Origin of the sequence: Paenibacillus sp. FSL R10-2734 (assembly GCF_037963865.1) — a bacterium.
Classification (GTDB): Bacteria; Bacillota; Bacilli; order Paenibacillales; family Paenibacillaceae; genus Paenibacillus_AQ.
This window is the reverse complement of sequence record NZ_CP150170.1, coordinates 3,617,852-3,642,777: the sequence shown is the minus strand read 5'-3', so window position 1 is coordinate 3,642,777 and position 24,926 is coordinate 3,617,852. Positions and strand designations below refer to the sequence as shown.

Genomic DNA, 24,926 nt, shown 5'->3' with positions numbered 1-24,926 from the left:
ACTTCTCACTCCTTGTTAGACTATAGCAATCTGCCCTTAAGCAAGTCTTTTTGTTCTGAATCCAGCCACGGCATATCGTAAGAAGGGGAGCTCACGTATCGATCCATGCTGATTCGAAGAGTCACACTGGTTCCGGGTGCTAAATCTACGGTAAGCCATTTTTGGTGGACTGAAATCGTTTCAGTCACCTCATCTTTATCACCGATAATGGATGCTTCTCTAAATAAGTGCTCCCCAAAAGTGCCGGCTTGAATGATAACAGAGCGATGATCAAACAAACTGATATTCACTATTTCCACTGTCACGGAGTTAGCAGAGAGCTCTTTGACGAGCGCTGCAACGGATTCCGGCAATCCGGGTCTCTTGGCACATACGTCGAAATATCGAACCCGGGCATGCTGCAATCCACCGTGCGAAATATGCATCGGACCGCCTAATGTCAATTGGACAAGACTCTCCATATACACAGGACACATTTCTTGCCAAATATGAATGCTCGAGAAATCATTCTCACTATACTGATTGGACCAGTTGTAAGGGTCTCCGGCTTGTGATCGCAGTTTACTCAATTGCTGTTCAACAAGCTCGAAGTTGGCTTTTAAAGCCTGTATCGGATAATCCGGATGTTTGCCGGAGATAAATTGAAACCATGGCTGTGTATTTCCGATATAATGTTTAGTGTTTCTGCGTGTCTTTTTATCGGTACCGGATAGTTTCGGAATAATAATTTCATTCCAATCATGATCCTTAGGAATGCGCTCAATGCGCACCAGATCTTCATCCGCCATGGACATCGTCCAAAGGTAAATCGCATATTTTGGATCCGCGCCGCGGAAATCCGACCAACCTGAGTCAAACTTTTTATTTGGAACAACCCATTTTCCGTCCTGTTCTTTTCGAAGCGCCCAGTTTGCATCCAATTGCTCCCTGGCCAGGTTCAACTTGCTCATATCCCCTGACAGCAGCACCGCGTTCATACATGCATTCGTTAGCGGTTCAATAATCGTCAAGAACCCGTGCGGCCAGCGCCATCCGTAGTATCCACCCCACCATTTGCCGTCATTGTACTCCCCGATTTTACCGGTCAGACCTACATTATCGGGTATGATCCCACCGTTTTGTTTCGTTCGCTCTTCCCACACGGTCAGGTATTCCAAAACCCACTCACGATACTTTTCTTCTCCGAAATGAAGGAATGCATGAGTTACAAGCCCGGTGGCATTTAAATTCAATGGCACATCACCACGAGTCATCCGCTCGTTCATCATGGCGATAACGCGGGCATAAACCTCATCGTTCGACCATGCGCATGTTCCGCTAGCAAAGTCCACGCCCGGAATATCTTCATAAGGTGCCAAATAATCATCGAGAATGCCGCGGTGTGTGCACCAATCCTCACCAGTAAGTTCAAATCGAGGACCACGGCTTCCCGTAATGGGTGAACGAATCAGCTTTCGTTCTTTATCATAGTTTGGCGCTTCTTTGTCCTCACCCATATACATGGCGGCAAATCGCGCCGCCCGCTGATGATCCTTTAATGTAGCAGGGCCGGCGAGTCCCAGAAAATAGATGTACAAATACCCTTCGCCGTGATGCATCCAGTCGTAATACGCGTCGAATTCGCGATGAATTTGACCATATTCCGTCCACTGCCATGTGATGCCATCCCAAATTTTGCGGGACAGCTCATGAAGTTCAGAACTACCGCCAAGCATATATAGCAGAGCTAAATTCATAAATCCTTCATAGGGATCGTCGGATCCATCCATACCCGGCCAATCCTGTCTCCAGATAAGCGTACCGTCCGGCTGCGTATAGCGTTCAACAAACTCCACTGCCGCCTTGTTCAATTGATCAAATAATTGACGCTGCATGAATGCCCACTGTGGCGGTATTGTTTTCCGCTTTGCGGCAATGACAGGAATCGATTGCGGGTTCTCTGTAATGGCCATCGTGAAACCTCCTGTTTCTCTGTCCCTTTGTACTCTTTTTTTACGATTCGGCTACCATTTTATTGTGATTGACCTCAGTGCGATTGTTCCTGCGAGTCTCATTCTGACTCCTCCTATCCAATATTGTTCTAAAACAATCGCTGTCCAGGGAATAATCCAATCACTTTTTTCATCTCTTCATCAGATAATCCTCTTCCATCGCAATAGCCGGTGTTTAATTCCAGCGACTTCACTGAAGTCGTTCCGACTAATGTAATTGCGATATCTGGGCATGTCAGACTGAATCGAAGCGCGGCCTCAACAAGTCCATTCATTTCACTTTTACGTAAAAAATCCAACTGCGCTATTCTTCGTTCCGCTTCTTCAAGCATCACCTTATTATTCCTTAAAAAAGGCGCCGGTCGGTCCGCTAAAATTCCCATCGCAAGTGGACTGCCATGAATGACGCCGATATTTTTTTCCTTCGCAAGGGGTAATAGCTCATCTTTTGCCGTATAGTCTATTAATGTATATTTTGTATATGTCTGAATGGTATCGACCAGATCTTCGCGCAGGAATGGCATCAACAGCTCAAGATCTCCTGCATTTACACCAATCGCTCTTACTTTCCCTTGCTCTTTCAGCTTGCGGAATGCAGGCAGTGTTTCATTTACGGCCTGTTCATAAGTCGTCTGCTCCAATTCATGCAATTGGATTAAATCAATATAATCCGTGTGTAGTCTGCGTAAGCTATCTTCAACGGACTTGATTGTATTTTCATACGAATAAGGCTCCCCACGCATAATCGCCTTGGAGGCAAGAATGACATTCCCGCGTTTACCTTTCAGGGCTTTCCCGATTCTCCGCTCACTTTCCCCACGTCCGTACAAAGGGGCAGTATCAATAAAGTTAATGCCAAAATCCAAAGCACTATCGATTACATGAGTAACGATTTCATCCGTTGTCTCGCCGAAATCGCCTCCAAGTGGCGCGCCGCCCAAACCGATTTTGGATACTCGAAAACCTGTTTTCCCCAATGTGGCATATTCCACGCTGCTCCGACTCCTTTATTGAAAATTAGGTGCAAGGTGATTCTCTTTGTGAATTTCGAACCTGAATGTCATCTCCATGATTCTTTCAGGGTGCTTGCAGTGTAGAATCATCCGGTAGAATTCCTTTCCCTTTTCGGTATCGGAATCTAGTGTTACTTCCTCCACTTCCACACGCCAGTCGTTCTCTTCATAGAAGAACATCACGCTGTTCAACATGAATTGACCTGGAGCATTTTTTACCGGTTCGGTACTGCTAATAAACACCTCCTGGAAGGAATTCAGCTCGCCCAAAAATGAAACCTGATCTCGGATCAAAAGTTGAGGCGATTCATTCACTGTGCGTTTCCATGCAAAATGTCGAGTAAGACTTTCCAAAGAAGGACAGTCATAGGCTTGAGTCAAATCAAGGGAAAACCCCATCTCTTTATCCGTCTGATGATGTTCGACCAATTCGGCGTAATACTGTTTTCCGAAGCCCTGTCTGCATCCGTCCACAATAGGCACCGAGTGCCCGTGCGAGCCGGCATTCAATTGATTGTAGCGATATTCTGGCTGGAAATACTGTCTGGTATAGATACCCAGCCCCATATCTGCAAGCACGCTTTGACCGTCAACATGCAGGATGAAGTGTCCTAAATCATTATGATTATGAGGTTCTTCGTTATAGCCGCCCTTTGCTGCAAAAGCAACCAAATGTCCCTCCGAATCGATGATCTTTGAAATGGCCCACTGATTTCCTTCGAAAATTCGCTCTTCTATCGACCCTGATTTATGCCATTCCGCTTCCCGGGACTCTGTCTGTTCAGGCGACCACAGCAAAAGTCTTGAGGTCTCAATCCAGCTGCTGGATGTCGGCTGCAGCAAGCTCGATGATTGTGGCATTTGAAGAGATGGTGCGTAGCTTTGCAAGCGGTGAATCAATCCCGGATTCCATTTCACCTGTTCAGGAGAGTCGGAGAAATTGACCACTTTGCCGTCACCCAGCATACAAAATTGCGGAAAGAGTGAAATCTGCTCGATTTTGGAATCTGCTAGAAGGGAAATTCGTCCTTGGGTTCGCTCTTTTAACAATTCCGAGAAAAAGACGAAATGAGAGAAACCATACTGCCAGTATGCCGGTCCTTCGGGAGTAGCTCCTTGTTCATCAAAGCCCGACAGGTAACCGCGCAGAACATTAATCACCCTCCACAGCATTCCGCTTAGCTTTTCACTGTCCTGTTCCATATAAATAGCTGCCGCTCCAATGGAAGAGGCGCAAACGGCAGGCCAATTGTTCGTTTTGAGTTCCCAGTTCTGAGGAACCGGGTCATGAAAGTAAACTTGAAAAAGTCGTCGTTCGATTTCGGCCTTGACCCGTTCCACCACCCATGGATGCAATCGGCTTCCCATGAAGTGGATGATTTCAGCAAGCGTAAACCCGATATGCGCCGATGCCAAATCCACCGTTTCGCGCGGCATGTTCGGTTGGTCCCAAATTCGATGCGGATATTGGTTAATGTAAAGTCCCACATGCGCAGGTAGTACCCAGGTAAATTCATTGCAAATGCTCCAAAGTGCGTTTTCTAGTCCCGCGACCCATTCCGGGTTTTGCTTGTCTGTCATGACCAGCAAGCTGAACGTATGAACGCCTTCAATTAAATGATCTCGCTTATTCTGATAGAAAGAGCGGTCACCGGTAGTGCCGAATAAAATAAACTCCGAGAATTGAGGTGGAAGCGACTGCTCTTTGATCCGTTCTTTTCCGCGCTTCTTCAGTTGCTCCCAAAAAGCTGAATATTTCGAATCTTCGCTAATTCTCCGCCAATGTTCAGAAGAGCTCGCTTCCTCATACAGCTTATATGTTGAATGTGGCGGTTCTTCCAAAGCCTGCTTTAACTGCTTTAATGTCAATTTATTTATCAATTTCGTCACCTCTGTTGTTGAAGACCTAATGAACTAAAAACAAGTGGATGTCCATATGAACAGATACGTACAGCGACTCATGCTACGATCGTCGCTGTACGCATACATATCCATCAATTTATGATTACTTTGTTTGCTTCCAGGCCTTAATCTGCTTCGCCAGTTCATCCATAACCTTATCGGTACCAGCTTGCTTCAGTTTATCTTGGAATTCTTTCAGCTTTTCGTTCGGATCCCATGTACCGGTTTCCAAAGCAGGTAGATACTGATCGATTACTGTAGCCAGGTTTGCGATTTCAGCCATAACAGGTGTACTGTCAAACTTAAAGCCCATTAATGGAGATTTCGTCGCGGATTCATTCGCCTTTTTGGTCTCCTCTAAGACAGCAGGATCGACGCCTTCAACTAAGTAGCCATTAAATGTATTACCGAATACCCATCCTGCATTTGGCGCGTAACCCCCATCTTTGTTTACTTGAATCACGTTGTCGGACACTTTGGTGTAATGTTTTCCTTCCACACCAAAGCTGATGGTGTTATAAAGTTCTTTATCTGTGTTCAACAGGTTTATAAACATCATCGCACGCTCAGGATTTTTAGAGTTCTTATTGATGGCTTGCATGGTAGTAATAACTGTACCTGTAGATGCATAAGGCTCTGTCAATGGAACATAGATAACATCATTTCCACCATTAGCAGCTTTGGCTTCGACTTCTCCGCCCGGTTTAAGAACATTATGAAACTGTACTGCAGCATTGCCTGTTTGGATAATATCGTTTTTATTCTTCAAAGTAGCCGCATTTTCATTGATGTAGCCCTTTGTATACCAATTTCTCATCGTATCCAAATAATGCTTATACTGCTCGGTCTCATACAGATTAATCGGAGTTTCGGGATTCTTCAGATCTACGCCGATTATGTTATTTGCCGTAATCGCTTCCATACCTAGAGATTGGGGCATGATATTGAATCTTCCATACTTGTCATTCAGAAATGGTACAATCTCCGCTGATTCACCTTCTTTAATTTGTTTCAGGAACGGCTCGATGTCTTCAAGCTTCTTGATGGAGCTCACATCTAAACTATATTTGTCCGCGAAACGCTTTTGAATGATGAAGCCTTCTCTTTTTGTTACCGTCTGATAGTTAGGAACGCCATAAACTTTACCTTGAATTTTGGCTGCATCCCACACGAATTCAGGCATCGATTTCAATAAACCTGGCGCGTTGCTATTCAGCAAATCATCGAGTTCAAGGAATGCGCCTTTCGATTGATTTTGCAAATAATCCCAGTTCCAATTCGCCGTCCATGCAATGTCGTAACTCTCACCAGATGCGACGACCGTATTCATTTTTTGATTGTAGTCAGCAAAGGTATGCGCTTTCAGTTTTACGGTTGCGTTGATTTTTCCCTTGGTAATTTTGTTTACGGCTTCCTGTACGGTATCCAGATCTTGCGGAATGGCACTCAGCGGAAAATTCCAAACGAGCTCCACCATCGGAAGCTCTTCTTTCTGTTGTCCTTCCCCAGCTGTCTTTTTCTCTTCCTTGGCACCGCCGCATGCCACCAAAACCATTGACAGACCGAGCACACCTGCAATTACTTTGAACCATTGTTTATTCATCGCATAATTCCCCCTAATTTGATTCTTATATCAACAGTTCGTGATGACGTGAAGTTATTCTTGTAGCCGCACGTTCATCAGAAAACAGTTTGATAATGTCCTTTGATGTTAGCCTTTGACAGAGCCTACCGTTAAGCCGCTAATGAAATATTTTTGGAAAAATGGGAAAACAAGCATCATTGGTCCTGCTGCAAGCACCGCCATGGCCATTCTTGTGGACAAGCTCGGGAATTGTGTCATGTCGATACTTACGTTAACGGATGATAAGTTGTTTGATAAATATTCAATGGTACTCATCACACGATACAGCATCAATTGAAGCGGAATTAAATTTTGGTTGTCGATGAACAGCAAGCCCAGCCACCAGTCGTTCCAATACTGGAAAGAAATAAATAGTCCGATGGTTACCATCGCAGGCAGGGAAAGCGGAATCACCATGGTAAAGAAAATACGCCATTCGCTTGCTCCATCCATCTTTGCAGATTCAATGACCTCCAGGGGTATTTTATCCATAAAGCCTTTCATCACAAGAATGAAAAATGGACTAAGCAGGTAAGGAACAATCAATGCCCCTATTGTGTCTTTCAGATGCAAGTACTGAGTGACCATAATATAGAACGGAACGAGTCCGCCGCTAAATAATGTTGTAAAGAATACAAAAAAAGTCATTATTTTTCGGTACCGATAATCTTTCCTTGAAATCGTGTAGGCGGTCAAACTTGTAAGAAACAAGCCTATAACCGTCCCGATCACCGTCACTAGAATCGTAATGCCATAAGCATTAAGCAAAACGCCTGGCGAATCAAAAATCAAGGAATACGCGGCAAGACTGAACTTTTCCGGAATTAATTGGTATCCGCTTTGCAATAGTGTCTTTTCATCCGTAAATGAAATGGATATAACCAGCAGCAAAGGGATAATAAACAGGATAGATAGCAAACAGAAGAATAGATTAATGATCCGGGAGCTCCATCTGGATTGTTTGCTTTCGATAAAACGATTTGCAGTTTTCTTATTGATCGCGACTTGTGAAGTCGGCATCATACATCTCCTCCTTACCAAAGTGCGTTATCTTCGTTTATTTTTTTAACAATCCAGTTCGCTAACAGGACCAGAACAAATCCGACGACGGACTGGTAAAATCCTATCGCAGTAGACATTCCAATATCCCCGACAACCCGAAGTGAGCGGTATACATAAGTATCGATAACATCTGTCGTGCCGTAGAGAAAACTTGAATCGTTCGGAATAAAGTAGAATAATCCAAAGTCGGCTCGAAATATTTTCCCCACATCCACAATGAACAAGATCACGATCAACGGTGTCAGTAATGGAATCGTAATCTTTCGAACCATCTGCCATTTGTTTGCACCATCAATTTTAGCGGCTTCATAATAACTGGAGTCAATTCCTAGAAGCCCTGCATAGTAAATCAGTGTTGAGAATCCTACCGCTTTCCAAAGCTGAGTAATCACGATGATTACGGGCCAATACTTCGCCTGTTCATACCATTTGATCGCCCCTTCACCGAACATTCCTAACGTAACGTTTATAAATCCGCTTTTATGATCTAGGAATGCCAGTACTACATATCCGACCACTACCCATGATAGGAAGTAAGGTAAAAATAATACCGTTTGATGCAACTTGATCCACTTTCTTGAGACTTCATTCAACAAGATCGCCAATGTAAGCGCTATTACCATTGTGAGCACAATAAAAGAAAGATTGTAAAGAATTGTGTTCCTCGTAACAATGAACGCTGTATCCGAACGGAAGAAAAACTCAAAGTTTTTTAAACCCACCCACTCGCTTCCGAATACGCCAAGATCGTATCGATATTGCTTAAATGCAATGACCAATCCAAGCATAGGTAGATAACTAAGTAACATTTTATACACGATCGCCGGTAATGACATGACAAACAAATCCCGGTTACGCTTGAAGTGCCTCCACTCCCTTTTTATCATTCCTGATCCTCCTTCTCATTGCCTCATGCGACTTCTGTGCCCCTATTATCCAGCGAAAACAAGAATAAAAAATACTGTAATTTTAAAAAAACACTCTACTTTTTGTAGGTAAAATCGCGAAAACACTGTAGTTTTAAGATAAAAACGCAAAACTGCCCAGTAAGCATCGCTTCAGCATTAAACCTTCAAACTGAAACGGCTTATGGGCAGCCAATGAAACTTCCTAGTCCTTAATGACTTTTTTAAAACGATATTCTTTGGGCGTTGTGCCAAACTTTTTCTTGAAGAGCTTGAAGAAATAGCTTTCGTTACTGTAACCCACCATGTCCATAATGCGTGAAATACTGTAATCTTTGTTTTCAAGAAGCGTTAGCGCATTGCACAGACGAACCTCATTAATATATTCGCTGATCGACATCGATTCATGTTGCCTGAACTGCTTGCTGATATGGGCTGATGATAATTTCATCGCGCTCGCTATACTCTGCAGACTTAGATTGGCATCATCATATTGCTCCTCAATCATTTCTTTTACCGTATCAATCAAAATCTGATTGGACTGCATTTTGAAGTCCTGTGAGCGTTGATCTTGAATTTCATGAAATATATTCAAGAAAATGTTGAACATGGCCTCCAGCGATTCCTGTTTGAGCAGCTGCTGGTATTGATATTTGAAGTCCAAATTCACTTGTCTAACGGATCGATTGTTGATATCTCCCACCGCTTGATTAAGAATGGTGAACAGATTAAAAATGGAATACATGATGTTGTTATAATGCAAGCTTTCCAATTGGTGAAACAAAATTTCGAGTTGTTCACGGAATATATTGCTATGTCCGGACTTGATGGATTCCGAAATTTTCTTCTCCACCTCTGCCGGGAATTGAAATGGCCCGTTATTTTCCATATTACGTTTAACATGCTCGGATGTAATAATACAAGATTCCCCATAAATGATGCGGTAGGATGCATTTTCCAAAACCTGTCCATATTGACGTGAAAGCTGGCTGTAATCCTCCATCTCATTCCCGATCGTAATGGAGAAAGAAATTCGGTAATATGCTTTAATGGTTTGCTGAAGCTCTTGTAAGACTCCAATCAGGTCATCCAAGTGCATATTGGAGCCTTCACGGTCTTCCCCTAGCAGCAGGACGAAATGATCGTTCTGCATAGGCACGACTTCACAGTGCAAATCTCTCGCTAAAATTTCCTTAGTAATATTGGCAATTGCAAATTTATAGAGACGCTTATCAGAATCGCTTGATTGTCTTTCAAATGCCTCCAGATCATCGATTAAAAGCACGCAAAGACGCAGCTTGTGATGGAGATCGATATCCCACTGGGTCTCCTTGATCTCCTGCGGTGTTAACAGGCTTGTATCGGAGATCAGTCTTCGGAGTGCGAAGGTTTTTAGCGTATCCCTCTGTGAATATTCTTCCTTTTCCAACTTAACTAATTTTTGCATCGCGTCTTGATATTCGCTTGTAATAAGCTTGAGCTCATCGAGATCCGAACGTTTTTCTGTCCCGCTGAATCGTTTCCCAATTATCTGCTCCAGCATATTTTCAATAGGTCGATAGAGGCGAAAGGCTATAAAAAAGGAGACTACTATAGATAGAATGAGAATTATACTTATAATAATCAAAGAATTCCTTTGCATCTCATGGAGCTCACCGAGAACAACATCATAAGGCTGTAAGCTCGCAATGATCCAATTACTCTGACTCGATGACATAAAGCTAAGTATAAACTTGTTGCTGCCGCTCTCATGGACGAGATAATCCTGATCAACCCCGGCCTCAGCTCGATTACGAATCACCTCACGGTATTCCTCTAAAGGAATCGGAGTGCTCATGTTAGTCTCTAGAAGTGGCGTGCCCGACTTGTCCGTAATAAAAATAGTTCCTTGTTGTTCACTGTTCACATGATTCATATTACTGATATTATCGAAAAGCCAAGACGGCTTTAAGGTCACAATCAGCTTGCTTTCTGTTAGTTTCTCATAGATAAACATCGAGAAAACCGGCGACTTAACATTTTCGCCCGATATGGGAATAAACTCTAGCTTGGGTATTTCTTTTTGAGACTTTATATAGCTGGATATCAAACCGTTCATGCCATCGTCCAAGCAATTTATGCTACTTTTGGTCGAGTAGTAACACTTGGTATTCGCATTATAAATCGTAATGTTTTGTAGGAACATGGATCCAGAAACTGTTTTTTCTAATCTGTTCAGCTTCTGTGCGAGCTCTCCTTTATCCATGACCGACGTATTCAATAAATAAACGACATCCGGATCCATATAAGTGGAAACCGTAATATTTTTGACCGTTTCATTTAAATTATCGACATTATACTTAATTTGTGAAAGCACTTTCAAATCTGCGTGCTGCTGCATGTTGAGCATCTTATTCTCAGAAGTGTAATACAGTAGTGAAGAACTCACCGTCAGAAAAATAACCGTAACGACAGAAATGGAGAGAAGTAGCTGGAACAGATATTTTTTTGACTTATACATGGCTTCCTCCTATTGTAAATCATATATCCTAGCTGCATTACAGCCAAAAATATGACGGATTTCGTCAGCAGACAAGTAAATGGATAACGCCTCCTCGATCATGGACTTCATTTCCTTATAATTGCCAGCCTGCAAACAAATCGGCCAGTCGCTGCCAAACATCAATCTGGAAGAACCGAACACCTGAATAACATGCTGAATAAAAGGCTGTATCACTTGGGCAGGCTTCCTATCTCCAAATCCCCCCTCCGTCATCAATCCAGACACTTTGCAAGAGGTACGTTGAAATTTCGCAATGGAGCGCATTCCGTCCGCCCATAGTTGATAATCCTTCCCGGACAAATCCGGCTTACCCAGATGGTCGACAACAGCTGATAGTTTAGGCACATGCTCCAATAGGTTTGCCATCCCTGCCAAGGCAGGTGGACGAACTAACAATTCAACAGCACAATCATCCTCAGCAAGTATTGATAAATTATGTATGAGCTGCTTGTGATCTCTCCACTCTCCATCTGCTAAATCCGGGAAATTTGGACGAATCCCCACAAAACGCGGATGGCTTCGAAAACGAAGATAATGCTGTTCAAAATTTGAAGCGTTGATATCAAGCCATCCCACTACGCCAATCAAGGTGTCCTCTTTGTCACACAAATCAAGGAGAAATGAAGTCTCCTCCATCGTCGGCGCCGCTTGTACTACAATCGTCCCCTGAACACCGTTATGATGCAATTCATCTTTTAACAGGTCCGGCATATAGTCTTGAAATAGTATGGGACCCGCGGCTGGAGTTAACCAACCATAATCCCCCCGATCCAGTATCCAGTAGTGCTGATGAGCGTCTATTATCATGACATACAACCCCATTCCTGATTTTAGCAGATTTACATCTTTATTGATTACAGTAGTTCGACTTGTGCAATTTTTCAAGATAAAAATATTTCAACCGCTATCCTTATGGTGTGCGAAATATGGATAGGCACAACGGAGAAATGAGGATTATATTCGATTCCACAACAAATATCTACCATAGAAAAGCTAAATAAGCTGCCTCCGTTAGAGTACCGGAAGCAGCTTACAGCCTAGGGTTTTATTTCAGTACGTGCATTTCACAGCCTTGTGAAAACAGAAATAAGTTATCCCCGTTTCAGCTTTAATAAATACATTGGCAAATATGCTGCAATTAACATAGGTATAAACAGCTTTACTTGGAAGATCATGATTAAAAGCAACAAAACTGCCAGCGGCTTCCCGAGTACTGCACTGGTGAGAGATGTAGTGACTATGGCAATAGATGTTACCGGATCTATCAAAAATATCGACGCAATTCCATAGCCTATACTTACCCCTGCAAAAATAATAGGAAAGATATGTCCTCCACGCCAACCAGAAGCTAAACAAAATTCAGTTAAAAATAGCTTTAAAATACCTATTGCCAATAATAAATAAGCTGACATATCGGTCCACTTAGCAGCGATCTCGGTTAACTCATGCTCCCCCGAAAATAAAGTAATAGGGAGAATCGTACCGACTAACCCAAGTACTATCCCACCAATCACTGCTCTAATAACTTTATAATTTTCAAGTGGTTTGAGTACTTTTTGAACACTATGACTAAAAAATTCATATAATCTTGCAAGCAATACTCCTAAAAGGATCAACGGAATTATAGCTAATATTTCATATCCGCCTAATGCTGGTGTACCAAAATCCGCTATAGAAAAATGTCTGTTATCTATTTTGGATAATAGTATAAACACAGAAAAACCTGCGGCAGTAGTTAATGAATATACAACTAGCTTTATTATCTTAATATACCTTGATTCTTTTTTATCTTCAAAGAATGTACTAACACCAAATAGCGGCGCCCTAAAAACCATACCCATTGTTGTCTCAATACTATATTCGATGATGATATCTCCATGTTCATTTAATACAGATTTCTTCTTAACTAATGATTTCAAAACATCTCCTGCCCACGTAGAAAGGCCTCCTACAATCCCGACTAAAGCCGCCTCTGGACCAAGACTGGCTCCAAAAGAAAGTACACAAATTGCAATTATGGCGCCCTTAAATACTGATCTGTAATCAATTCGTTTTGTTTGCTTGAATTCTGCCACTACTTCATCTGTTAATCGCGGATAATTACCAAGGTACTTTTGAGATAAACCTATTAAAATACCGCCAACTACACACACGATTAGTGTCCAATATCCAATATCCATTACATTCGGCAAATCAACCCATAAAAAGCGAGTCGTTACAGAAAGAATAGCGAGAAAGCTCCATACGAAAAGCCCAACAATCCCTCCTGTAACGATGCTATAAAGTATAAAAGTGCCTGCTCCTAATAACTTCATTCTCTTATTGCCCCACCTTTCCAAATAAGCACAGATCCTGATGCATAAATAACTTCTGACGTTGCCACAGGTAGAGCTCGTTAAAGTTTAATTATTTCTTTTCAATACTGAGGTTATACGTCTCAGCGGAGTTATCGTTTCCACATGTGTCGAATGAGAAAACCAGTACGCGTTATATCCCCCGAAATGCTTACTGAATGATTCCTCATCATTAACCTAAGAAGGCAATCGAACGTTTTACTTTTCGTGCAAATGCAACGGGATTATCGATCGACTCCCAGTGAATATACATAAGACGTGGATTCTCAAACAGCCAGTGATTATGGACTGCTGTTACTTTGATCCCGTTCCTACGAAGGTTTGACAGCAATCGATTGACTTGGTTCTGAAAAAGGGCCGTTTCTCCTAAACACAGTGCACGGCCTGAACTGTCCAGTGATTCAAACGAGAACAGTTGATAACGAACCAATGGAGATGTGGTAGCTCTTCCTAAAATTGAGGCGTTTACTTTCCTGTTTCTGGTGACAAAACAAACCGGCCCCTTTGTAATTTCATGCTCGGTTCCACCTAAAATGGTTGAAAATTGGTTACATAGTCTTCTAAAACGGGGACTTGCTTTCACTTGTTCGACCATTTGAAATCATCCTTTCAGAATAAGTTAAGAATACAACTTCATTACTCTACCGCTCTAACCCAAGAACGCAATGGAGTCTTTGGTTTTTCTAGCAAACGTAAGAGGATTGTCAATGGCTTCCCAGTGCATATACATTAAACGAGGGTTTTCTTTTAACCAGTGATTATGAAGCGCAGTCACTTTAATCCCACGTTTACGGAGATTCGACATCAATCGATTCACTTGATTTTGATGTACGGCAGTCTCGCCCAAACAAAGCGCGCGGCCTGACTTATCAAGAGATTCAAACGAAAACATTTGCATTTGCACCAAAGGCGAACGCGTTCTTCTTCCCAGGATCGTCTCCCTTAAGTTCGTCATGCGCATGACAAAACAAACCGGACCTTCATCAACTTCCGATTCACCACCTAGAATTTTTCCGAATTGCATACAAAGTCTTTTGAATTGCGGGCTAACCTTCACTTTTTCTGCCATATAAATCCTCCTTTACTCATTTTCAAATTATCTTATGACCAAAGGAGAAAAGTGTATGGACGAAACATTGAGGAAAAACGAAGCAAATAGGTAATTACGTTGATCATTTATGCACTTACCCCGAAAATCGTAAATTCTTGTCATAAGAAAAACCCGAATGAAAAACAGGATAAATCCCTGAATCTTGTCGGCTTAGGGGGGATATGTATTGCTAGATTGCAATCCTCTGAGACGGTTAATTCATAGTTTCCTTTCCAACTGCGAAAAGGCAGCTTGGTGCCCTGTCTGTAATCATTTAATGTATAATGGGCAATATGATTACTGATTGAAGGAGCACCACTATGCCAAACCGTAAATGGACTTTTACTATTGTCTTTATCATCTTTATGTTCGCGTGGCTGTTGCTGCAATTTACCAGCTCACTACTTAAGATCCATAATCTTGCCGAACCGTTGCAAGCGCATTCGTCATCCGATAAGAATCCGGTTCACATCGTATTGATTTCACAAGAACTCGAGAATTATTCTTGGCGAGCGATTGAGCAAGGGGCACGCAAGGCTGCAACCACTTATGGCATGGAGCTTGAGTATATCGGGCCAGATCGCATTAATCCTGACGAGCAAATCAGATTGCTTGATAAAGCAATCTCTGCCAAAGCCGATGCCATCCTGATTCAAGGGATTAATGATCCAGAATATCGCCGATTAATCAGTAAGGCGACTGCCAAGGGCATCCCCGTTATTGCTGTCGATACGGATGAACCCGGATCAGAACGACTAGCCTATGTTGGTACAGACAATCTGGGAGCTGGCAAACAAATGGGCGAATTAGTAGCAAAAGCCTCCGGGCAGCGTGGCGATATCGGAGTTCTGATCAGCGATGAACATGCCGAAAATCAAAGACTGCGGCTCAAGGGTTTCCGGTCGGTAATTAGCCGATACCCAGGGCTGCAGATTATTGAAGTAGCTTCCTCCAACATTTCCATGCTCCAGGCGGCTCAAGAGGCGCAAAGCATGCTAACCAGGTATCCGCAGATGAAATATATGGTCGGGTTCAGTTCGTCAGACGGCCTCGGTATACTGGAAGCGGCACAAAGGAGTCGACCGGAGGGGCTACATATATTTGCCTTTGACGACAAGACCGAAACGGTTGAAGCCGTCCGGTCAGGTAAAATAGAATTAACGATTGTCCAGGAACCTGTGGAGATGGGCTTTAAAGCGGTCGAACTGCTGCACGGGCACTTACAGGGGACAGCACCTCCGACTGTAACCTTTACAGAGACCTCCGTGCTAACTGCCGGTCCCTCAGATCTTGAAGCGGGGGTGAAACGGCAATGACGATACGCATGAAGCTGTTGATCTTCATCCCTCTTCTTGTTGTTCTTGCCAATTCCGTCGCTTTCTTCGTGTTTCAAAGCGGGAAAATAGTACAGACAAGCTACGACGAAATGATGGAGCGCATCCTTCTGATAGAGCGAACTACCGAATCGACCGACAACAATCTACGACTCCTTTATGCATATCTAGTCAATCCTGCAGATGCTACTGGGATAGATACGGCCGAGAGCCAATTGAAGCAGTTGCATGACCAGATCACGAAGATGCCCAGACTTGACTCCTCCACTCATTCCTTTGACCCGGAGAGCTACAGCAATTTACTTGAAACAATGCTGGAACAGAAGCAATCAGCAATTGCAGCAGCGCAGAATGGGGAGCTTCAATCCGCATTCGAGTATTATGTGGATACCGAGAAAACAACCGGCTTTATTCGCGAGGAAGGCCAGCAATTAATTCATTCGGAGCTCACTTTTTACCGCCCCATCATTGAGAGTATCAGGGCCGAGAATGAGCGCATGAACCAGCGCGGTGCAGCTTTGTTCGGGATGAACACTCTTCTGGGAGTTCTACTTGCGCTTTGGGCTTCGCGCGGAATCACCGGTCCGGTCAGCAGATTGGTCAGGATGGCGAAGCAAATAGCCAAAGGAGATCTCCAGATAACACCAGAACCGCAAAGAGAGGATGAGCTAGGCCTACTTTCGAATGCCATTCAACAAATGTCCGCTGATTTAAGTGTGTTGATCGAAAAGGATAAGAAAAGCTTAGAAATGCAGCGCATCGTGAAGGAGCTGGAGCTTCAGGCATTGCAAAGCCAAATCAATCCTCACTTTTTGTTTAATACTTTAAATGTGCTGTCGAAGCTAGCTTATCTAGAAGGCGCGGAGAAAACAAGCGATCTTACAACCTCTTTGTCTAATTTACTGCGTTACAGTCTACAGAAGCTGGACAAACCGGTCACTTTACAGGATGAGATCAACCATATCAAGGAATATGCCACGATTCAGCAGACCCGGTTTCGCGACCGCATCCGGTTTGAGCTTGATGCCGATCCTTCCGCATTGTACGTGGCGATTCCAGCTCTAACGCTCCAGCCTCTAGTCGAAAATGCTTTTCTTCACGGTGTTGCAGGTATGGAACACGGAGCAATTATTCGTCTAACCATCCAAAGCATCCCTGAGGGAGTGAGCATCTCCATTTCGGATAATGGAGCAGGCATGTCGGAGGAGACCCGGTTGTCTATGCTCCAATTAGAAGCAGAAACAACCAATAAAGGATCCACTGGAATCGGAACCCGCAATGTATTCAGAAGGCTGAATCTGTTCTATGATAGAGAGGATCTTATCGAAATCGAAAGCCAACCCGGAAGAGGTACATCTATCCTCATACGGATTCCCGCCATAGGAAGGAGGTCATCCATATGTACCGATTGTTGATCGCAGATGACGAACCGCTTGAACGCGAAGGTCTGGAGTGTATTGTAGAACGCTCGATGCCGGGCATCTTCCAATTCATTCATGCTTCTAACGGCCGGATGGCAATTGAATATGCAGAGGAAAACCGCCCGCATATCGCCATCATGGATATCAACATGCCAGGCATTGGCGGCCTGGAGGCTTTACGGGAGATGAAACGTAGGCTCCCCGACACCAGGTTCATCGTAGTGACGGCATACGATTATTTCAAATATGCGCACGAAGCACTTTCGTTAGGTGCAAAAGAGTATATTTTAAAGCCCGCGAAACAGGAACAGCTCATCGAAGTTTTTCAACGCCTTGTAAAAGAAATTGATCAGGAAATCCACATAAGAATGCGGGAACTGGAACTACGACAAAAAGTCTCCCAGCTTCTTCCGCTTGCTGAAAATGAACTGGCTTTAATGCTCATGCTTGACCAAACAGTGGATACAAGTGCCGAGCAGCTGTCGGAATGGCTTGACATTCCCCTCAATCACGGATGTGCAGTCGTCGCAGCTTTCAATGGCGAAGTCTATACGCAGAAAAAAAACAAGATCTATGATCAGCTTCGTAGCTTTGTCAAAACCCAAAGTCCTAACTCCATTGTCAGTTCCCTTATCAACCAACATATGGCCATTTTTTTAAGAAAGCCCTCTTCCGTCAGCGAGAACGGTTGGCGTCAGCAAACAAAGCAGCTGGCTGAGCAGCTGTGCAGCGTTACCGAGCAACATTTCGATCTAAAAGTCTCCATTGGAATTGGATCGACACATTGCAGAACGGAGGGATATCGCAAATCGTATTTCGAAGCGATTTTCGCCTCTACGATGCTGGATAAAGAGGATAAGGTATGCCACTTCGATGAGTTGAAGCAACGTGATGTCAACGCCAATTCTTTCGGGACTGACGAAATATCGAACGATGGAACTTTGCAATCCTATGTTTCCTCCGCTTTGCAGCAGATGCGCGAGCAGCGCGAGGAGCAAACGCTGACTGTTCTAGATAGGGCCAAACAATATATCCAAGAAAGGTTTACGGACGATTTATCACTGGAAGATGTAGCTGATTTCGTCCACTTGAACCCTCACTATTTCAGTAAAATTTTTAAACAGCAATGCGGCGAAACCTTTATCGACTATGTTACTCGCCTCCGAATTGAGAAAGCCATCCTATTGATGAACACGAGAAAATTATCCTTAAAGGAAGTCTGTTTCGAAGTGGGTTACAAAGATCCCAACTATTTCAGCCGTGTCTTCAAGAAAATCACTGGCGTTGCACCTACCTGGTACAAGGATGAAAAATAGCAAGACATGGATTTATTTGATATCCCAAGACAAGATAATGCTACTCCAGAGCTCCTCACTCTTCTAACTCCGGCGGAGGTTAAAATAGTGCGGGAATAGCACGAATTAGTGCAGACGAATCCCCATCTCTCGCCAACAAGCGCATGCTATACTTCTTTCTGAAGATCTTATTAGATCTGCATACAGAAGGAGATGGGAAATTATGAGCAAAGTATCTAGTAAGTTTATCTTTTTCTTCGGTTCATTTGCCGGCATCTTATTTGGATATGATATCGGGATTATTGCTGGTGCAGAAGGGCATATCAAAACCGATTTTAATTTAAGTTCCCTATGGATAGGGATTGTTGTATCTTCTTTAATGGGCGGAGCGATCATCGGGTCCATTTTAAGCGGTTTATTAGGGGATAAGTTTGGACGCAGAAAGCTAATCCTCATTTCCTCATTAATTTTCTTTGTCGGTGCAATCGGTTCAGCTGTTGCCCCGAACGAAATCACCTTGACAATTGCGCGTGTCTTCTTGGGGATAGCAGTCGGTACAGCCTCTTCCCTCGTTCCAGCGTACATGTCTGAAATCGCTCCGGCGAATATGCGCGGGAAACTGTCGGGTTTAAACCAATTAATGATTGTAATTGGAATGCTGTTAAGTTATATCGTAGCTTTCATTTTTGAACCGATTCCAAACAGCTGGCGATTAATGCTAGGCAGTGCTTCACTGTTTGCCATCATATTATTCTTGGGAATGCTAAAGCTCCCGGAATCACCTAGATATTTAATTAAAAACGGAATGACCAAAAAAGCACAGGAAGTATTAACTTCTCTGAGAAGCTCAAAAGCTGAAATAGATGCTGAAATTTCTGAGATCGAAAACGTTGCTGATAATAAATCATCGGGCATCTCCCAACTATTCCATAAAAAATTTCGATTGGCTTTAATTATCGGGGTCGGCATGGCGACTTTCCAACAAATCCAAGGAGCAAACTCAATCGTTTATTATGCCACAAGTATTGCGCGTAACGTTGGTTTGTCATCGCAGTTAGCTGCCGGATTTACGGTGATAGTCGGTGTGATCTTCGTTGTAACTACTATAATCTTTTTACAATTTGTCGATAAATTTAACCGTCGTACGATTCTTACGATCGGCAGTGCCGGTATGGCTCTTTCCTTCTTTACACCAGCTATTCTTGGTGCGTTCGGAATCAATGATGGCATGCTGAATTGGGTAACATTAATTGCCCTTTGCGGCTTCATCCTTTGCTACGCTTTTTCTTGGGCGCCGCTTACCTGGATTATCGTCGGGGAAATTTTCCCGCTTTCTGTACGCGGAATCGGAGGAGGAATCTCATCGGCCTTTAACTGGACGGGTTCACTTGCCATTGGGCTTGTATTCCCAATTCTTGCTGATAAGTTCAGCCTTGGAATCATTTTTTCAGCTTTCGGTGTCATTTGTATTCTGGGACTGCTCTTCATACGTTTTGTAGTGGTAGAAACGAAAGGACGCACTTTGGAGCAAATCGAAACAGAAATGGCCGATCGTTCAGAAAAAAAACAACAAAAGCATGTTTTACATGCCCATATATAGATTCGAGCATTAAAAAAGTCTAAATAAGATGTGCCTAAAAAATAAGACGGATTCTCACTCAGAATAGAGTGAAATCCGCCTTATTTTCTATGTTTTCTCATGCACTTTACTTTAATAGCGTCAATATTCTAAACGAGACTATTCATTGGTAAATGTGATTCATAATTAACGGATATATTCCTTATTCGCTGTTTCCAACATTGATTTCCAATCCGTAAACTTCGTCTCTCTAACTACATGACGATCAAAAAGTTCATCAGGTATGTCAGCAACATCTTCTTCTGTCTTTACTTGAAAGTTCCCTTTGATTACAAACTCATCGAAACTCTTGCAATTGGAATACTTACTCATAAACTCTTCATTAAACAACTTCTCGAAAGAGATATGATTGGGATCTTCTTGATTCGTTTTCTGACCTTGCAACTCATTCATCAATTCTTCCATGGTCATTGGTTTTTGTCTTCTCAAATTACCACTCCTAATTTTCCAATATGGTTTCAGACTATCATGTTACTCCACAAATCACACGAATCCTAAGCTTAACATATTTTTCACTTTTTTACCCTAACCCCATGAGGAAATTTCCTAACGGTTATGTCCGATTATCACTATTAAAGTTCAGTCTTTGCAATTCCTTTTAGCATGTCTCGATACATGCCAGGTGTTATGCCTTCTATTTTTTTGAACGTTCTAATAAATGTGTTACTACTGTAGAAACCGACTTCTTCAGCGATTTCTTTGATCGCAAGCTCGTTATGGGAGAGTAATCTTCTCGCTGCCTGTAGTCTTTCCTTATTTATTGCGTCCAGCAAGGTGTCTTTCGTGTGTTCTTTATACACACGGGTCAAATAGACTGGATTCATTCCGAAATGCTCGGCGATCGTTGCTACTCCCAAATTAGAATCCTGATAATTGGCTTGGATGTAAGCCGTCAATTCGTCCACCAGGCCGGAAGGCCGACTCTTCTTCTGTCCTAGCTCATTCGTGATTTGTTTAATGATGTCGATCAGTCCAACCCGAATATCGGTAACACTGTCACATGCCAGCAGCCTCCACAATACCTTCTGATGTGTCGTCATGGAGGACCGGCTGTAATCTGCTTCATAAAGAGCTTTCATAACTGTTCCGCCCATGTCGAAGAGGAAACATCGAACCATCTCGATCGGAAGAAGCCCATGGGATCGCATCTCTTCGAATACCTCTTCGAGAATAAGGAGCGCCAAATCCGTCTCACCGGCTTTAATCGATGTGATTAACCGTTGCTCTTTCTCCCATGTAAACCAATATTCAGGTTCATTGCTTTGCAGCTGTTCATACTGGATAATTTCAGTGCTCCCCAGCAGCATTTTGTACTCCATTGCCTTTAAAGCTTCTTGATAAGCAGAAGGAATACTTCCAATTGACGTATGAACACGACTTATCGAAGTTGTAAAATGAATATTAAACTTACTGTTAATTAATTGCCTTGCTTCTCCAATTAACCGATAAAGTTCTCCCTGTGCCTCTTCATCGGAATCGGCTTGCACATTGACCAGACATGCCAGCATATCGTCTAACTCCGAAATATAAGCGAGATGGCTCTGCCTACACTTCTCCTCTACTATATTGCCTACGATCATATGAACAAACTTTCGATGTCGCTCAACATCCCCATTCTGATGTTTGAACATCTCCGCATAATCCTCAATATATATTAGAACCACAACGAATCGTTCACCGATAAACGAGATGTCATGCGTATCTAATGCTTCGCAGAGCGGAAAATTCGTCTCTAACCTGCCCTTCATCACACGCTCGAAGAAATAGTTGCGCAGTACTTTATTTTGCTGATCCAGCGCATGAAAAATAAGGGAATATTCATTCCTGATTTCAGCCAATGAAAACTGAGCTTGGCTTGACAATGACCGCACCAAATTATGAACCGGATGATAATTACGTCTGGCGAGCCAATAAGCAGCAGCAGCACCTAATAATAAGGCAATCAACAATGCAACGATCATCAAATTGCGAATATAGGATGATTTCTCCATAAATACTTTAACTGGAAGAACTGATATGTACTTTAAGTTCGCACTTTCAGAAGAAATGTAAGATATCGCCATCTCTTCTTCATTCCAGGTTTCATAAACGATACCGCTCTCACCGGATAATTGATCATAAGAAATAGAGGAAGGGAGGCTTTTATCTTTGGTAGATGCCAGTACTTCATTGTTTTCGTTCAAAATAAGGACGGATCCTTGATTGATCCAGTTCACTTTCTGAATCGGTTCTTGAAACCGCTCTAGTTCCAGCACGATAACACTTGTTGCTAACCACTCACCCCGGTCTTCAACCGGAAGGGATCGCATATAAAGAATAGCTTGTTTGGTTTTACCGGTATCGGTCGTGTAAGGGTACACGATCCAATCCCCCATATATTTTTGGTCAAGCAACGCATACCAATCTTTTTTCGTATTTTCATTCGTTTCATGATGCATTTGAAAATAATCATCGGGATCATACAAAGCGCTCTCCGATAAAAGAAAATCCCCTCTCTTATAATACACATAGGAGTCAGTGACCATTTCGTGTGCCATTGTTAATCCTTTAAATTCCTTGAGCGCAAGAGTGATAGAATACCGGTCCTCCTCGGTTAACGGCTGGTCAGCATAAAGAAGTCCCCGGACTTGGGGTAGAAAGGCCGTCTGAACGCTCATTCGGTTGACACTTTCGATTTGCCCATCCAATACTTGCTTAACCTGCTGGAGAAGAGCTGCATTGGCACGGTTAATCTCCGTTTCTACCAATTGACGAACTTGTACGTATACGAACAACCCTATCAGGATCGGAATTAGGAGGATAAGGGAATGTGAGATAAACCATGACCACAATATGCTCCATCGCTTCAATTCGAATTTTCTTTTCAATGTAATCACCGCCGCTTTATCTCATCTTCTCTGACTTAAGCTCTTAATGGAAATGGCTTACACACGTGCGATTACTGAAATTATAGGACCATGATCATGGTCTCTTGTTGTAGCGCTCCACCGCGGCCTGCTGTAACTGGATGGCCTTCTCGATATTCATCATCTTCAGCTGACTGACGAATTGATCATAGTTCTCTATCGGCTCCTCACCCAAAATGAATCTCGTGTACATTTCGTCACTGAACGACCTTACTTCAGCCATTATCTTCGCGAGCTGTTCAGATTCTTCTTTGGTTGCACTTACAAGAGGCAGCATAACATTCTCCACGTTTCCCTCGAATTCCCCCCATATTTGAATGGCTTCCCTTTGCTGCTCGAGCACGTAAAATTGTTCTAGATATCGATCATCATTTACGAACCCAGGAGACGGGTAGTTGGCACGCGTATATTTCGTCATGGCTAGGGAGACTGGCAGTTTATACGGATTTTTCATGATCAGATCCGTATATTTCGGATAACCTTTATCCATCTTATAGCTAACTCCTTCTATTCCAAAATTTTTCAACATATGACCTTCCTCGCTAAAGAAATAATCTAGCCATTTCACAGCCTCTTCCGGGTTCTTGTTTGTTGCAGTAATCGCTGTGCTTCCATGGGTCCGATACTTGTTCGCACTATTGATGAACTGAGGTTCGTCTCCTTTCTTCAGTACGGGGTATTGTGCGGCTCCCAAATTATAAATAGGGTTATATTTCGAGCCATTCTTCATGTAGACACCGATACCACTACCGGCAAAACCGAAAGCAGCACCCGATTTACCCGAAAGCATTTTTGCATCGATCGTCTTCATATCGTTAGCGCCAAAATCGGGATCAATTAAACCCTCTTTGTACCAGCCCCTTAAAAAATTCAAATATTCCTTAAACTTAGGTTCCATCGGACCATATTTAACTTCTCCATCGTCCAAGTAAAAATCTCTTCCTACTCCGAAAGCGCCTACAATGAAGTCATTGAGCTTGCTCGGATCAGTTTTGTCAATATAGGTCGTATATGGTGCCGTTGCACCCTTCTTCTCCTTAAATGACCAGAGAACATGTGTCCATTCCTCCAGTGTTTCCGGAACCGAGAGCCCCAGTTCATCTAGCCAATCTTTGCGAATAATAGGACCGCTAAACGTATTCACTTTGCCGATCCCAATAGATGGGATAACATACATTGTTCCGCTATCCGTCTTGACTTCCTTAGCGATATCCGGATTGTCGTTCAAAAATTGTTTTAGGTTAGGCGCATGCTGATTAATGAGATCATTCAGCTTAATGATTACCCCGTCATTAATGGCCTTCTCTGGTCCCCCCGGGTACGATAACCAATCAAATTCAATCATGTCTGGTAAATCTCTTGATGCAATTAACAGGTTGAACTGTTCTTTTTCATTCCCCTGAGGCGGGTGATTAAATTCGATTGGTATACCCGATCGCTTCTCCATTTCCTTATACATTTCCACCTCACCTAAATGTTGAACGACGGAAGCGGCATTTGGATTAAGTGGTGACCAATATGTAAATTTTATTTTCTCAGAACTATTGGCTGGAGACTTTACGCTTTCTATATATGAATCATTATCCGTGCACCCTGTTATCAAGCCTCCAACCAACATACCTGTAAGCAGCAGACTTGCCAAATGATTTTCGGTGACCGATTTCATAACGAACTTTCCTCCCATTTAAGTATCTAGCGGACTCCGGCTCTAAGCATTTCCAGTAATTGAAATGTCTTTACTTTAGAGGAGAAGAAGCATTCTTGTCAATCAATCCTTGCGATAAGTAGCAAATGGAATATCGAGATTGGATTCTGAGTATGGCAAATGTTGCGTTTGGATGATGGCTG

General features: G+C 42.9%; 18 protein-coding genes. 4 read left to right on the top strand and 14 right to left on the bottom strand.

All coding sequences use genetic code 11. The features are described 5' to 3' along the window. Positions 1-20: 20 nt before the first annotated feature. The 11 genes from NSS67_RS15960 to NSS67_RS15910 all read right to left on the bottom strand — a co-directional run bounded on the left by NSS67_RS15960 (position 21) and on the right by NSS67_RS15910 (position 14,462). Positions 21-1,952, bottom strand: a complete 1,932-nt coding sequence (locus NSS67_RS15960) for a hypothetical protein (protein WP_339320434.1) — start codon at positions 1,950-1,952, stop codon at positions 21-23. Between the two features lie 128 nt (positions 1,953-2,080). Continuing rightward, positions 2,081-2,983: an aldo/keto reductase gene (locus NSS67_RS15955; RefSeq protein WP_339320433.1), complete on the bottom strand. Its 903-nt coding sequence runs from the start codon at positions 2,981-2,983 to the stop codon at positions 2,081-2,083. Positions 2,984-2,998: 15 nt separating this feature from the next. Beyond that, entirely contained in the window at positions 2,999-4,885 is a 1,887-nt protein-coding gene (locus tag NSS67_RS15950) for a heparinase II/III family protein (protein WP_339320432.1), read from the bottom strand. Positions 4,886-5,009: 124 nt separating this feature from the next. Beyond that, positions 5,010-6,509 carry an ABC transporter substrate-binding protein gene (locus NSS67_RS15945; protein ID WP_339320431.1) on the bottom strand — a complete coding sequence of 500 codons (1,500 nt, stop codon included), beginning with the start codon at positions 6,507-6,509 and terminating at the stop codon, positions 5,010-5,012. 108 nt (positions 6,510-6,617) lie between these two features. Continuing rightward, on the bottom strand, positions 6,618-7,550 hold the full coding sequence (locus NSS67_RS15940) for a carbohydrate ABC transporter permease (protein ID WP_339320613.1): 933 nt from the start codon (positions 7,548-7,550) through the stop codon (positions 6,618-6,620). Between the two features lie 14 nt (positions 7,551-7,564). After that, positions 7,565-8,479: an ABC transporter permease subunit gene (locus NSS67_RS15935; protein WP_339320430.1), complete on the bottom strand. Its 915-nt coding sequence runs from the start codon at positions 8,477-8,479 to the stop codon at positions 7,565-7,567. Between the two features lie 223 nt (positions 8,480-8,702). Beyond that, complete coding sequence (locus NSS67_RS15930; protein WP_339320429.1) at positions 8,703-10,997, bottom strand: AraC family transcriptional regulator; 2,295 nt, start codon at positions 10,995-10,997, stop codon at positions 8,703-8,705. 9 nt (positions 10,998-11,006) lie between these two features. Beyond that, positions 11,007-11,846, bottom strand: coding sequence for an amidohydrolase family protein (locus tag NSS67_RS15925; RefSeq protein WP_339320428.1), 840 nt, complete (start codon positions 11,844-11,846; stop codon positions 11,007-11,009). 284 nt (positions 11,847-12,130) lie between these two features. Continuing rightward, on the bottom strand, positions 12,131-13,354 hold the full coding sequence (locus NSS67_RS15920) for a chloride channel protein (protein WP_339320427.1): 1,224 nt from the start codon (positions 13,352-13,354) through the stop codon (positions 12,131-12,133). Between the two features lie 211 nt (positions 13,355-13,565). Then, positions 13,566-13,988 (bottom strand): DUF1259 domain-containing protein, encoded by a 423-nt coding sequence (locus NSS67_RS15915; protein WP_339320426.1) that lies wholly within the window; start codon positions 13,986-13,988, stop codon positions 13,566-13,568. Between the two features lie 54 nt (positions 13,989-14,042). Beyond that, positions 14,043-14,462 (bottom strand): DUF1259 domain-containing protein, encoded by a 420-nt coding sequence (locus NSS67_RS15910; protein ID WP_339320425.1) that lies wholly within the window; start codon positions 14,460-14,462, stop codon positions 14,043-14,045. A gap of 341 nt (positions 14,463-14,803) precedes the next feature. Between NSS67_RS15910 and NSS67_RS15905 the strand changes: the two genes are divergently transcribed. The 4 genes from NSS67_RS15905 (at position 14,804) to NSS67_RS15890 (ending at position 20,133) form a co-directional block, all read left to right on the top strand. Then, positions 14,804-15,799, top strand: a complete 996-nt coding sequence (locus tag NSS67_RS15905) for a sugar-binding protein (protein WP_339320424.1) — start codon at positions 14,804-14,806, stop codon at positions 15,797-15,799. Then, entirely contained in the window at positions 15,796-17,232 is a 1,437-nt protein-coding gene (locus NSS67_RS15900; RefSeq protein ID WP_339320423.1) for a histidine kinase, read from the top strand. The genes NSS67_RS15905 and NSS67_RS15900 overlap by 4 nt, the downstream gene beginning before the upstream one ends. Continuing rightward, positions 17,217-18,554, top strand: a complete 1,338-nt coding sequence (locus NSS67_RS15895; RefSeq protein ID WP_339320422.1) for a response regulator — start codon at positions 17,217-17,219, stop codon at positions 18,552-18,554. The genes NSS67_RS15900 and NSS67_RS15895 overlap by 16 nt, the downstream gene beginning before the upstream one ends. 202 nt (positions 18,555-18,756) lie before the next feature. Next, complete coding sequence (locus NSS67_RS15890; protein ID WP_339320421.1) at positions 18,757-20,133, top strand: sugar porter family MFS transporter; 1,377 nt, start codon at positions 18,757-18,759, stop codon at positions 20,131-20,133. 165 nt (positions 20,134-20,298) lie between these two features. On the opposite strand, the gene NSS67_RS15885 is transcribed toward NSS67_RS15890, so the two are convergent. The 3 genes from NSS67_RS15885 to NSS67_RS15875 form a co-directional block, all read right to left on the bottom strand. Continuing rightward, positions 20,299-20,583 (bottom strand): hypothetical protein, encoded by a 285-nt coding sequence (locus tag NSS67_RS15885; RefSeq protein WP_339320612.1) that lies wholly within the window; start codon positions 20,581-20,583, stop codon positions 20,299-20,301. A gap of 161 nt (positions 20,584-20,744) precedes the next feature. Beyond that, positions 20,745-23,021, bottom strand: coding sequence for a helix-turn-helix domain-containing protein (locus NSS67_RS15880; protein ID WP_339320420.1), 2,277 nt, complete (start codon positions 23,019-23,021; stop codon positions 20,745-20,747). A 112-nt stretch (positions 23,022-23,133) separates the two neighbouring features. Continuing rightward, positions 23,134-24,744, bottom strand: coding sequence for an extracellular solute-binding protein (locus tag NSS67_RS15875; protein WP_339320419.1), 1,611 nt, complete (start codon positions 24,742-24,744; stop codon positions 23,134-23,136). Between the last annotated feature and the right edge of the window lie 182 nt (positions 24,745-24,926).